The sequence below is a fragment of the Bradyrhizobium sp. BRP23 genome, assembly GCF_020194135.1.
In the GTDB taxonomy this organism is placed as follows: Bacteria; Pseudomonadota; Alphaproteobacteria; order Rhizobiales; family Xanthobacteraceae; genus Bradyrhizobium; species Bradyrhizobium yuanmingense.
Genome location: NZ_JADYVW010000014.1, coordinates 147,542 through 160,256 on the forward strand (window position 1 = coordinate 147,542; position 12,715 = coordinate 160,256).

Annotated in this window: 11 protein-coding genes and 1 pseudogene; 11 read left to right on the forward strand and 1 reads right to left on the reverse strand. The window is 63.8% G+C overall.

What is annotated here, in order from left to right; all coding sequences use genetic code 11:
* Positions 1-74 precede the first annotated feature (74 nt).
* The 11 genes from I6F24_RS30250 (at position 75) to I6F24_RS30300 (ending at position 11,616) form a co-directional block, all read left to right on the forward strand.
* Positions 75-1,124, forward strand: coding sequence for a nucleotidyltransferase family protein (locus tag I6F24_RS30250; protein ID WP_036007417.1), 1,050 nt, complete (start codon positions 75-77; stop codon positions 1,122-1,124).
* On the forward strand, positions 1,121-2,029 hold the full coding sequence (locus I6F24_RS30255; protein ID WP_036007419.1) for a Gfo/Idh/MocA family oxidoreductase: 909 nt from the start codon (positions 1,121-1,123) through the stop codon (positions 2,027-2,029). Before I6F24_RS30250 ends, I6F24_RS30255 begins: the two co-directional genes overlap by 4 nt.
* Positions 2,026-2,727, forward strand: coding sequence for an acylneuraminate cytidylyltransferase family protein (locus tag I6F24_RS30260; protein WP_036007421.1), 702 nt, complete (start codon positions 2,026-2,028; stop codon positions 2,725-2,727). The genes I6F24_RS30255 and I6F24_RS30260 overlap by 4 nt, the downstream gene beginning before the upstream one ends.
* Before the next feature lie 13 nt (positions 2,728-2,740).
* Positions 2,741-3,562 (forward strand): SDR family oxidoreductase, encoded by an 822-nt coding sequence (locus I6F24_RS30265; protein ID WP_036029832.1) that lies wholly within the window; start codon positions 2,741-2,743, stop codon positions 3,560-3,562.
* A 10-nt stretch (positions 3,563-3,572) separates the two neighbouring features.
* Positions 3,573-5,096, forward strand: a complete 1,524-nt coding sequence (locus tag I6F24_RS30270) for a hypothetical protein (protein ID WP_036029831.1) — start codon at positions 3,573-3,575, stop codon at positions 5,094-5,096.
* A complete protein-coding gene (locus tag I6F24_RS30275) occupies positions 5,097-5,987 on the forward strand; it encodes a class I SAM-dependent methyltransferase (RefSeq protein ID WP_036029829.1) in 891 nt (296 codons plus the stop codon). It abuts the gene before it with no gap.
* Positions 5,984-6,916 carry a hypothetical protein gene (locus I6F24_RS30280; RefSeq protein ID WP_050996163.1) on the forward strand — a complete coding sequence of 311 codons (933 nt, stop codon included), beginning with the start codon at positions 5,984-5,986 and terminating at the stop codon, positions 6,914-6,916. The genes I6F24_RS30275 and I6F24_RS30280 overlap by 4 nt, the downstream gene beginning before the upstream one ends.
* 23 nt (positions 6,917-6,939) lie before the next feature.
* Positions 6,940-8,328 carry a surface carbohydrate biosynthesis protein gene (locus tag I6F24_RS30285; protein WP_036029826.1) on the forward strand — a complete coding sequence of 463 codons (1,389 nt, stop codon included), beginning with the start codon at positions 6,940-6,942 and terminating at the stop codon, positions 8,326-8,328.
* A 4-nt stretch (positions 8,329-8,332) separates the two neighbouring features.
* The gene (locus I6F24_RS30290; RefSeq protein ID WP_036007430.1) at positions 8,333-9,736 is read left to right on the forward strand and encodes a capsule biosynthesis protein; all 1,404 of its coding nucleotides are present in this window, start codon (positions 8,333-8,335) and stop codon (positions 9,734-9,736) included.
* 11 nt (positions 9,737-9,747) lie between these two features.
* Positions 9,748-10,497: a glycosyltransferase family 2 protein gene (locus I6F24_RS30295; RefSeq protein WP_036007432.1), complete on the forward strand. Its 750-nt coding sequence runs from the start codon at positions 9,748-9,750 to the stop codon at positions 10,495-10,497.
* Between the two features lie 156 nt (positions 10,498-10,653).
* A complete protein-coding gene (locus I6F24_RS30300) occupies positions 10,654-11,616 on the forward strand; it encodes a UDP-glucuronic acid decarboxylase family protein (protein WP_036007439.1) in 963 nt (320 codons plus the stop codon).
* Positions 11,617-11,735: 119 nt separating this feature from the next.
* Here the strand turns inward: I6F24_RS30300 and I6F24_RS30305 are convergent.
* A pseudogene (locus tag I6F24_RS30305) lies at positions 11,736-12,715 on the reverse strand (protease); the annotation flags it as partial.

Genomic DNA, 12,715 nt, shown 5'->3' on the forward strand with positions numbered 1-12,715 from the left:
CCTCTCGCAGCCGCGATATAGCAGGCTCAGCCGTGGGCTGCCCACAAATCCGGCGTGTACGAGGCAGAATTGCCATGAAATCCTGGCGCAAGGCCATCGTCGGTACCCAGGCCAGTGTGGGCGAGGCCATTGCCGCGATCGAGAGCGGAAGCATCCAGATTGCGCTGGTGCTCGACGACCAGAACCGGCTGCTCGGCGTGGTCACCGACGGCGACGTCAGACGCGGACTGCTGCGCGGCATCGCCCTCACCGGGCTTGCGACCGACATCATGAACCGGACGCCGGTGTCGGCCCCTGCGACCTTGCCCCGTGAGGATCGCCTGCATTTGATGCGGCAGAGGTCGATCAAGCAGCTCCCGCTCGTCGACGAGGGCGGCCATCTCGTCGTGGTCGAGACGCTCGATGAGCTGCTCGAGCCGCGCCAGTATCAGAATCCGGTGCTGATCATGGCCGGCGGCCTCGGCGAGCGCCTGGGTGCGCTGACGCGCGACGTTCCGAAGCCGATGCTCAATGTCGGCGGCCGCCCGCTGCTCGAGACGATCGTCCGCAACGTCGTCCAGCAAGGCTTCGGCAACATCTTCATTTCGGTGAATTACAAGGCCCAGACGATCAAGGATTACTTTGCCGATGGCGTCGCCTTTGGCGCTAACATCCAGTACGTGCACGAGACCGAGCGCCTCGGCACTGCCGGTGCGCTCGGGCTGTTTGCAACACCGCCGGATCTGCCGATGATCGTCACCAACGGCGACATCCTCACCACGATCAACTACGGAGCGCTTCTCGACTTCCACAACGGAGCGCCGGCAGAAGCGACGATGGCTGTCCGCGAGCACAAGGTGCACGTCCCCTATGGGGTGGTGTCCACCACGGACGGATTTCTCCAGACCATTCGCGAGAAGCCGACCGAGAGCTGGTTCGTCAGTGCGGGCATCTATGTGATCGGCAGGTCGGTCTTCCGCCACGTCACGCGGGGCGTCAGCATCGATATGCCGACCGTGCTCGAGCGCGTGATCGCCGACAAGGGACGCGTCGCGGTCTATCCAATTCGCGAGTACTGGCTCGACATCGGCCGGCTGGAGGATTTCGAGCAGGCGCATGCGGAGTTTCACGAGGTCTTCCCGTGATCTCGACAACAGCCGTCGTGGTTGGCCTCGGCTCGATCGGCACAAGGCATGCGCGCGTCCTGCGCGAGCTCGGCCTTCGGGTCGCAACGGTCAGCCGGCGCGAAGGTGGCGACTACGGTTCGATCGCGCAGGCCGTCGCGGCGGCGCATCCGGACTACGTGGTGATTGCCACCGAGACGGCGCGCCATGCGGACCATCTGCAAGAGCTGGCGCAAACCGGCTTCCATGGCAAAGTCCTCGTCGAAAAGCCGCTTTTCGCAACGCCGGCACCGCCCCCGAAATATCCGTTTGCCCATGTCAGCGTCGGATACAATCTGCGCTTTCACCCAGTGATGACGGCGCTGGCGGACACGCTGCGCGGACGCGACGTGATCACGGTCGGCGCCTATGTCGGCCAGGACATCAGGGACTGGCGACCGGACCGCGATCACCGCACAACCGCCTCCGCCACGGCTGATGCCGGGGGCGGCGTGCTGCGGGATCTCAGCCACGAGCTGGACTATCTGCTCTGGCTGTTCGGGCCATGGCATCGCGTCGCTGCGCTTGGCGGCGCCTCCGGTGCGCGCGACATCGACGTCGACGACCACCTTGACCTGCTGCTCGATATGCAGCGGGCGCCGTCCGTCCACGTCCACATGGACTATCTCGACCGTCAGGGCGTCCGCCGCATTCGCGTCAATGTCGAGGACGACACCATCGAGGCCGATCTCGTCGGCGGCCGCCTCGCCGTCAACGGCAAGGCAAGGGAGATTCCCAGCGAGCGCGACCAGACCTACCGCGACATGCATGTCGCCGCGATGCAAGGCGCCAGTCCGGCCTGCTCCCTGCCGGAGGCCCTCGGCGTCATGCATCTGATCGACGCCAGCGAGCGCGCGTTGCGCAGCAAGACCTGGGTGTCGCCATGAGCCTTGTCTGTACCATCTGCGCGCGAGGCGGCTCGAAAGGTGTCGTCGGCAAGAACGCGCGCGATCTCCTGGGTAGGCCCGTGCTCGCGTGGAGCATCGAGCAGGCGCGCGAGACCGGCCTGTTCGACGCGATCGCCTTCAGCAGCGATTCGGACGCCTTGCTCGATGCGGCGGTGAAGGCCGGCGCCGATATCGCGGTCAAACGCCCCGACGAGATGGCGACCGACACCGCGCCGAAGCTGCCGGCGATCCGGCACTGCCTCGAGCAGGCCATAGCGCAAATGGGTCGGACGCCGGAAATTTTCGTCGATCTCGACGTCACTTCCCCGCTCAGGCTGGCCTCGGACATCACCGGTGCAGTGGCGTTGCTGCGCGAGAGCGGCGCGCGCAATGTCATCACCGGTGCGCCGGCGCGGCGCTCGCCGTATTTCAACCTCGTCGAGCAGCGCACCGACGGCAGCGTCGGCCTCTCGAAATCCGCCAATCCGCCCATCACCCGACGGCAGGACGCCCCGCGCTGCTTCGACATGAACGCGTCGATCTATGTCTGGCGGGTCGCACCGTTCCTGGAGCACCCCGCGGTGTTCTATCCGGATACGCGCCTGTTCGAGATGCCGGAAGAGCGTTCGATCGACATCGATTCGGATCTCGATTTTGCATTGGTGGAACTATTGCTCCGCCAGCGGCTGCCGGCCTGAGGAGGCGCAAGCGATGACCGCGAGCTTCAAGGCTCTGTTCGATCTGACTGGGCGGACGGCCGTCGTCACCGGCGGCTGCGGCATTCTCGGACGTCGATTTGCCGAGGGGCTTGCCGAGTTCGGCGCCAATGTCGCGATCGTGGATCTCGATCAGGCTGCGACCGACGCGGCGGCGGCCGACGTCGCCTCACGCCATGCCGTCCGGGCCAAGGGCTACGGTTGCGACATCACCAATCCCGATGCGGTGCGCAAGACGGCCGATGCAATCGAATCCGACCTCGGAGTGGTCTCGATCCTGCTCAACAACGCCGCCAGCAAGACCCGCGATGTGGACGCCTTCTTCGCCCCGGTCGAGACGTTCTCGCAGGATACCTGGCGCGAGATCATGTCGGTCAATCTCGACGGTATGTTCACCGTCGCGCAGGTGCTCGGCGGCCGGATGGCCGAGCGCGGCTATGGTGCGATCGTGCAGACCGCCTCGATCTACGGCCTGATGGCACCCGACCAGCGCATCTACGACGGCTCCGAATATCTCGGCCGCGCCATCAACACGCCGGCGGTCTATACGGCGTCCAAAGCCGGCGTCATCGGCCTGACCAAGCACCTCGCGACTTACTGGGCTGCGAAGGGCGTTCGGGTCAACACGCTCACCCCGGGCGGGGTGGAGAGCGGCCAGAACGAGACCTTCAAGGCGCGCTACGGTGCTCGCGTCCCGCTTGGCCGCATGGCGCGGGCGGATGAGATGGTGGGGACAATGCTGTTCCTGGTGTCCGACGCGGCCTCCTATGTGACCGGGCAGAACATCGCCGTCGATGGCGGATTGAGCGCCTGGTAACCAAACACCGATGATCAAGCGCCTAATCCAGAACACGGTGATTTCGGCGTTTGCCTTCGGCGTGGCCGCCTTGCTGGGCCTCGCAGTCATTCCGCTGATCATCGGTACCTGGGGGGTGACCGAGTTCGGCCTCATCGTCATCTCGCGACTGCTGCTTCCCAGTGGCATGATGGCGGTGCTGGACCTCGGCCTGTCCGAAGTCGCCACCCAGGTCGTCGCGCGCGCGCGCGAGCACCGTAACTGGACCCAGGCCAGCCGCCAGATCGCCTTCCTGGCCGCGGCCTCCATCGCTCTTGCCTTGATCCTCAGCGCCGCGATCTGGCTCGCGACGCCGCTGTTCGTCATCGCGATGAAAGTTGACGCCGCACACCTCGATACGTTCGCCCGCATCATGCATTACACGGCCCTCGCGAATCTGATCTTCGTTCCGGCGCTGGTGTGGGAAGGCATTGTCAAAGGCTTCGAGCGCTACAACCTGCTCCGCGCCGCCGAGGTCACGTCGACGGCGGCCTATGTCGGCCTGACATTCGCAGCATCGTGGGCGGCGGCAGGCTTCGAGGTGGTCGCCTACATCTATCTCGCCACCCTGGTGGCCCGCGCCGTCGTCATCGGTATTGCCGCCTTCGTCGCCCTGCGGCACAAGCACGTGCGATTGCTGCCCTGGACCCGGGACATCCGAAAGGACATTCTGCATCGTTGCCTGCTGCTGCTGCAAGGCAAGCTGATGGGCGGCATTTCCGGACCGTTTCAACCGTTCCTGATCGGATTGCTGTTCGGCCCCAGGGCCGTCGGCACCTACGACGCGCTGGTACGATTGTCGCGGCTCTCCAAGGTTGTGGTCAGTCTCCTGACTTCCGCTCTGCTTCCGGTTGCCAGTCGGCTCGACGAGCGCGGCAGCGCCGCGTCGTTCCAGCGCCTCGGCGACCTCGGCGTCGTCATGATGCCGATGTTCGTCGTACCGCCGCTCGCCAGCACCGCTATCCTTTCGCCTCAAATCATGGAGATCTGGATCGGCCCGCTTCTTGCGCCCTACGCGTTCTGGATGGGCCTCAGCTTCCTGGTTCCGATCTGCGCGCAATATGTGGCAACCGGCAGCCTGATCTTCCTGACGCGGCCCGAGGTGCAGGCCAAGCTCAACCGGCTGGTGGCCGTTCAGCTTCTGATCTGGGCGGCGATCTCCGCCGCGACACTGCATTTGTTCGCGGAACGCGCCCTGATACTTGGCCAGGTCATCGGCAGTATCGCCGTGCTTCCCTTGCAGTTGAGAGAGTTGCGCAGTGCACTCGAGCTCGATCGCAATCAGTTCGCGAAGATGATCGGAACCCAGTTCGCAATCCTCCTCCTGGCAAGCGTTTTTCTAGCAACAATTGCAGGTTACATTCGGTTCGACAGCGTGCTAAAGCTCGCGCTCGGTTCCATGGTTTTCTGTCTGGTGACCTGGGTGCTCCAATACTTCCTGGTGCTGGAGAAGCGGCACCGGAGTGTATTTCCCGCCGTCGGGCAATTGATGGGACTGACATCCAAAAGCAGTTGAATGAACATCCACGCGACAGATACGAAAGCGGTCACTCCAGGGTTCGCTCCGGCGTCTTTGTCGGACAAGGCCATGAGCTATGCTATCGACGCAGCAAGGAGCATTGGCCGTCTTGCCTTGCGCCGCGTGAAGCGCACGGCCGACATCGTCGATTCCGAGTATAATCTGACGCATTGGCAGCGGATGCTGTCAGAAAAGAAATGGACCAAGGCTGCCAACGTCGACGAGTTCCTGATACAGAAGAACCCCGCGCTGGGTCTTCGCAAGGTGGACAATCAGATTTGCAGGACCGCGGCTGACGACTACTATCGCTATCGCGCCAGAGCCCTCGCCGACCTGCTGGCACGGCATACTGGCGGCGCCACGGAGGTCATCGAACTCGGCGCGGGCTGCGGCATCAATCTGCTGTCGCTTCACCTCAGTCATCCCGACTGGAGGCTCCGCGGGTTCGACATCGCGCCGAACGGCATTGCTGCGGGCCGGGAGATCGCAGCACATTTTGGCCTTTCGGACCGGATATCGCTCGACAAAATCGACCTGACCGACAGCAACGACCCGAACTATTCCGCCATCAAGGATCAGGTCGTCTTCACGTACTTCTGCATCGAGCAAATCCCTTATGACGTGCGCAAGGTGGTGGACAACATCATTGCTGCGAGGCCAAAGCGCGTCATCAACATCGAGCCGACGACGGAGCTACTGAATCTCTCGAGCCCCCGAGATATCGTCAGCTTCCTCTACATCCGTTCGGTCGACTACCAGACGCAGCTGTTCTCGACGCTCGACGATTACGAGCGGCAGGGCCGCCTCCGCGTCCTGGCGCGCGAACGAATGCCGTTCGCGCCGACGATCCACAATGATGGTTTTTTGTATTGCTGGGAGCCCACATGACAGCCATCGACACGACGACTGATCGGCCCGCCCCGAGCAAGCCAAAGGTCAGCCAATTCCGTCGCCTCCTGTGGCATGTCAATCGCACTGATCTTGGATGGGCGATAAAGGCAGCTCTGACCACCTTGCAGTTGCCAGCGCGCGCCAAACGCATCGAGCTCCTCAATCGGCTTCCCTCGAAGCCCGAATGGTCCGAGGCGAGCCGCAAGCTGGCGGCGGACGGGTATGTCGACGTGTCCGAGCTCGTGGACCGCAGCCTCGCTGAAGCGGTCGCTGCGGTGGGCGAGGCCAAGGTGAGCCGGCTGAACGAACTTACCGGCAAGCAGCAGCTCGGGCATAAGTCCTTCTGGGTCAGTCTGCTGGACGAAGACCTCGTCAACGGCGCATTCGCGACCGACCATCCTTTCGTGCGCTACGCCCTACAACCGGCTGCACTGCGCATCATCGGCGACTTCATGCACGATCTGCCACAATTGTCGGACGTATTGCTGACGCTGTCGCAACCCACTCCGAACCAAGCACTGAGTTACTCTCAGCTGTGGCATCTGGATCACGACGACAAGCGCGTGTGCAAGCTCTTCATCTATCTCACCGATGTAAGGGACACGGCCGACGGTCCGTTCACGTTCATCCCGGCCGGCCCGTCGAGGCCTTTCCGCAACACGCTGAAGAGCCACATGAGCGACGCACAGGTGTTCGCCAAGACCGGTCCTGACGCGGTCAAGGAAATGATCGCGCCGCGCCTGTCTTCCTTCATTGTGAACACGGCCCGCTGCCTGCACATGGGAAGCCGAATTCAGTCGGATCACAACCGCCTCCTCTACACGGCAACCTACATCCAACAGCCGCGCATCTTCCCCGAGCCGCCGCCGCGCTTCCGAGCGGCCGGCGCGCTGACGGAGCTCGAGCGCGCAGTAATGCGGCTCTGACGCGGCCGGCCGGGAGTCACATCTTGCGCATAGGCCTGGTGGTCGATCACCCCAAGCGTGACTTGCCGGGGGCGGTCATGCTCGGTTATCAACTCGCGCGACGCGGGGTCTCGGTCGTGCTGGTGCCGATGTACGAGCAGGCCGTCGATGTCCCACGGCTCGGGCTGGACGCACTGGTCGTCAACTACGCGCGTGCCGTCAATCTCGACCTGATGCGCAGCTTCGCCAAGGCGGGCCTCGCGCTTTACGTGCTCGATACCGAGGGCGGCGTGCTCGCCGAGAAAGGCGGCAATTCGCCACCGGCTATGGCGGCCCACATCAAGGGCAGCGGCTACGCGGACATCCTGACGGGCTATTTCTTCTGGGGCAGCCGGCTGCACGACGCCTTTCTCGCCGCCGAAACGATGAAGCCGGAGCAGCTTCACCTCACCGGATGCCCGCGCTTCGACTTTGCAGCCCCACGCTGGCGCACGCTGCTCGACGGCGAGCCGCGCGGCTACCTGCTCGTCAACGCCAACTTTCCGCTGGTCAATTCACGCTTCACCGGCAGGCCGGGCGGCGAGCGCGAAGCGATGGTGCGGGCCGGCTGGGACGGCACCTATGTCGATCGCTTCATCGCGGACCTGAAGCAGGTCTTCGCGAGCTATCTCGGCGAGATCGACCGGCTTGCCGCAGCGCGCCCCGACCGCAACATTCTCGTGCGACCGCACCCCTTCGAGAGAGAAGACGTCTACCGCAGCGCGCTCTCGCGCCACGCCAACGTCCTGATCGACGGCACCGGCAGCGTGCTCGACCGCATCCGCAATGCGGCCGCCGTCATTCATCTCAATTGTGGAACGGCCGTGGAATCGGTCCTGCTCGGCAAGCTCCCGCTCCAGCTCGAATACCTGAACACGCCAACGACCGCCGGCCATGCCGCGCTGCCCGCACGCGTGAGCCGGCCGGTCGCCTCGTTCGACGAGCTGCTTAGCGCCATCGACCATATCGAGCGCGAGACCGAGGCCTTCGATTTCGCCCGCGTTCACGCCGCCGATATCGAGGCATTCTTTCACCTGAACGACGGGCAAGCCGCCGAACGCGTCGCCGACGTCCTGACGCGCGCGCTGAACGCGCGCCGGCCCTACGTATCGCTGCTTGCCACCATGAAGGGCACGCGCGACAAGCCGAGCATCGGCCAGATCATCAAGGGCGCCGCCAGCGCCGCGCTCGGCTCGGCCGTCACCGAGCGGCTTCGCAGCCAATTCAATCCGGCCCGTCGCGACAAGCGGATCGCACCGTCCATCGTCCAGCCCCTGCTTCAGCGCATTGCCGCGCACGATCAGGCGAGCCCGTCGCAATATACGGCAAGGCGCGCACATTGCGCGATGACGGGCTTGCCGCTCGCGAGCATTGCGATCGAACACGCCCAATAGAGCCATGACAGCATCTGCGAAGACCATTCTCATCACCACGCTTGCCGAATACCAGACGCGGTTCTGGATTCCGGTGGCGCAACGCTTGCGCGCGGCAGGCCATGACGTGGAGCTGCTTGCCTTCGACGATCGCAGTGCCGAGATGTCGGTAGCCGAGGGCGTGCCGGTCACAAACATGTATCGCGAAGGCCTCAAGGCCGGCCCGTCGCCCGACGATCGCGGCGCCTTCGATACGCGCGTCGCATCTTACGGGTTGGACGGAACGAACTTCCTGTTCAGCCATGAGCGCTTCACTTTCGGGATCCGCGATAGCGCCGCCTTGCGCCGCCGCTTCATGATCTACTCCAACGCGATGGAGACGGTGCTCGACCGGCTGGAGCGGCAAGGCAAGCACTCGGAGCTGGTGCAGGAGCTCGGCGGCTTTCTCTCGGTGATCGCGAGCTTCTACGCCGCAAGGCGCCGCAACATCCGCAACTGGTTCATCGAGCCGTCGTTCTTTCGCGGCCGCATGTATTTCACGCCCGACACGCTCGGCGCGCCCGACGTGATGCCGACGCCGGCGGACACGGTGTCATCCGAGGTCCGCGCCTATCTCGACGATACGCTGACGCAGCGCGCGATCGTCATTCCCAAGAAGGACCAGCATCATTATTCGGCGGCCTTCAAGAAGGTCGTCAATTTGCGCAACGCCAATCGTCTCGTCGAAAAGCTCTGGGACCAGTTCGCGCTCGGCAAGCACCAGGAATTCGGGCACAATCTGCGTCACGCTCAGGTGCATGCCGCGATGGCGCTTAACGCGACGCGGTTGCGCAAGCTCTACCAGCCGCTTCCCCAAACGCCCTTCGTCTACTATCCGTTCCACGTTCCGGCAGATATGGCGCTGACGCTTCGCTCGCCGGACTATCTCGACCAGGTTGCGACCGTCGACTTCCTGCTGCGCACGATCCCGGATTCGCATGTGCTGGTGGTGAAGGAGCATCCTGCCCAGATCGGGGCAATCTCGGCCGCCCGCCTGTTCGAGCTCGCGCGCCGGTTCGACAATTTCGTGCTGTTGCCGCCGCAGACCAACAATTACACTGTGCTCGATCGCGCCGCTGCCGTCGTCTCCGTCAACAGCAAGTCGGGCGCCGAAGCGCTGCTGCTCGGCAAGCCGGTGGTGGTGATGGGCGACGCATTCTACCGCTCCTGTCCGCTGGTCTATGCGGTCGATCGTCTGGCCGACGTACCCGCACGGTTGCGCGCGGCGCTCGCCGCCGGGCCGTTCGATCCCGCCAAAGGCGCGCCCTATTTCGAGTCGGCCTGGCGACGGTCTTATCCGGGCGAGCTCTATGTCAGCGACACCAAGCTGCTCGACACCTTTGCGGCCTCCTTGCGTACCGCAATCGCCGCGCCTGACCGCGCGAACTGAACGGACCCGTCATGCCGCTCGTTTCGATCATCACTCCATCCTGGAACGTCGAAGGCCTGATCGAGGAGACGATCCGCTCGGTGCAGAGCCAGACATTCACAGATTGGGAGCTCTTGATCGCCGACGACTGCTCGACGGACAAGACCCCGCAGATCATCGCCGGCATCGGCGAGCGCGATCCGCGCGTCAAGCTGATCCGGCAGGCGAAGAATGGCGGCCCGGCGCTGGCGCGACAGGCCGCGATCGACCAGGCGAAGGGCCGCTATCTCGCCTTCCTCGACAGCGACGATCTGTGGCTGCCCGAGAAGCTCGAGCGGCAGCTCGCCTTCGCAAAGGCAAAGCAGGCCGCACTCAGCTACACCGCCTTTCGCCGCATCAACGACACCAACACGGTGACTGGCCGGCTGATCGAGGTGCCGGCCTCGCTCGCCTATGGGCAGCTCCTGAAGAACACTGCGATCGCGACGCTGACCGCGATGGTCGACCGCGAGATCGCAGGTCCCGTCGCTATGAAGAACGAGGGCTACGACGATTTCTGCCTGTGGCTCTCGATCCTCAAGCGCGGCCATACCGCACACGGCCTCAACGAGGATCTGGCCCGTTACCGGGTCAGAGGCTCCTCGGTCTCCAGTCGTCCGCTGCGCTCGGCCAAATGGGTCTGGCAAATCTATCGCAACGTCGAGCAGCTCTCCTTGCCCCGGTCCGCCTGGTGCTTTGCCCATTGGGGGGCGCGGGCCTGGCTGAAACGGCGGGAATTCTAGAGGTATGGCGGGACCCGGCTGGAAAGAAATGCCAAAACAACCCCATGCACTGTAGGGGTACTATAACACCTCCATCCAAACCCATTTGGCTATTGGCGAGTCCGGCCGTTGCCGATACCACTCAGCCTGCTCCCCGCGGACAATCTGGAACCGATCATGCCGTTTGAAAACTACAGGAACAGCCGCATCCTCGTGACCGGGGGCGCCGGGTTCATCGGTTCGCACCTCTGCGAGCGGCTGCTGGATGCCGGCGCCGAGGTGGTGTCCGCGGACAATTATTTCACCGGCAGCCGACGCAACATCGCCCATCTGATCGCAAATCCGCTGTTCGAGGCGGTCCGGCACGACGTCACCTTCCCGCTCTACATCGAGGTCGATGCGATCTTCAACCTGGCCTGTCCGGCCTCACCGATCCACTACCAGCGCGATCCCGTGCAGACCACCAAGACCTCGGTGCACGGCGCCATCAACATGCTGGGACTCGCCAAGCGCCTCAAGGCGCGCATCTTCCAGGCTTCGACCAGCGAGGTCTATGGCGATCCGCTGATCCACCCGCAGACCGAGGATTACTGGGGCAACGTCAACCCGATCGGCATCCGTTCCTGCTACGACGAGGGCAAGCGCTGCGCCGAAACGCTGTTCTTCGACTACTGGCGCCAGCACAGCCTGCCGATCAAGGTCGCGCGCATCTTCAACACCTACGGCCCGCGCATGCAGCCAAATGACGGTCGCGTGGTCTCGTCCTTCATCGTCCAGGCGCTGAAGGGCGAGCCGATCAGCGTGTTCGGCGACGGCGGCCAGACCCGCTCGTTCTGCTATGTCGACGATCTCGTCGAGGCCATCATGCGGTTGATGGTGACTGGGGAAGACGTCACCGGCCCGATCAATCTCGGCAACAATTCCGAGTTCACGATTCGCGAGCTCGCCGAAAAGGTCATCGAGCTCACCGGCTCGCGCTCCAAGCTCGAGTTCAAGCCGCTGCCGCAGGACGACCCGCGTCAGCGCCAGCCCGACCTCGCCAAGGCGAAGGCCGTGCTGAACTGGGAGCCGAAGGTTGCGCTCGAAGACGGGCTGAAGGAGACGATCGCTTACTTCAAGCACTCGCTCGAAATCGCCTGATCCCGCTCGCGGGCCATTCCCGTCACTGCGGATAGCTGCAATTTAGTCGCCAGGATGGGACATCGGCGAATCAAGACAGAGATGTTTGCCGGAGAAGCCTCGCGGAAACGACATCGCCTTCAGGTCAGCTGGAAATCGAAATCGTGACGGGCCTGGAGAAAGTCGGCCAGAATGTCGATTGCAGCCGTGCCGTGACTGTCCGCCGGTGGAGTCCACTGATCCGACGCGGTCCACGGATCGGCTGGTGCCGGGATAAAGTCCGGCGGCTCGGATGGAGCAGTCAGCGACGCCCCACTTTGGGTGAAATCGAACGCGAAACCATCGCCGGATGTCGGCGCAGCGCCCACCGTGCCGTCGCCGTTGAGGTCCTGCTGGAGCGTCGGCTCCAACGCTTTCAGAGACGGATCGGACCCGAGCACTTCCGGAGCCGCGGCAAGGGTGGTCAGGAAGTTGCCCGTGCTGTCAGTGCTCCAGACCGAGTAGTGCCCGTTGGCCGAGTTCTTCCAGACCACGTCGTAGCCGCCACTGGACACCTGCTCGGCAGCAATGACGGACCACGTCGTGTAATTGGCCGTGTCCACCACATTGCCTTGGTATTTCAGCGTTGGGCCGACGCCGGTCGAGATGTTGGTCAGATAGTAATTGCCGCCGGACACCACCACGCTGGTCGATCCCAACGCCTCGATCGTGACGGGGCTGGCAATCGGCACTCCGATCGTGCCGTCGCCATTGAGATCCTGCTGCAGCGTCGGCTCCAGTGCTTTCAGGGTCGGATCGCTCCCCAGGACCTCGGGAGCCGCGGCTAGCGTCGTCACGAAATTGCCGCTGCTGTCGGTGCTCCAGACCGAGTAGTGCCCATTGGCCGAGTTCTTCCAGACCACGTCGTAGCCGCCACCGGACACCTGCTCGGCAGCAATGACGGACCACGTCGTGTAATTGGCCGTGTCCACCACATTGCCTTGGTATTTCAGCGTTGGGCCGACGCCGGTCGAGATGTTGGTCAGATAGTAATTGCCGCCGGACACCACCACGCTGGTCGATCCCAACGCCTCGATCGTGACTGGGCTGGCAATCGGCACTCCGATCGTGCCGTCGCCAT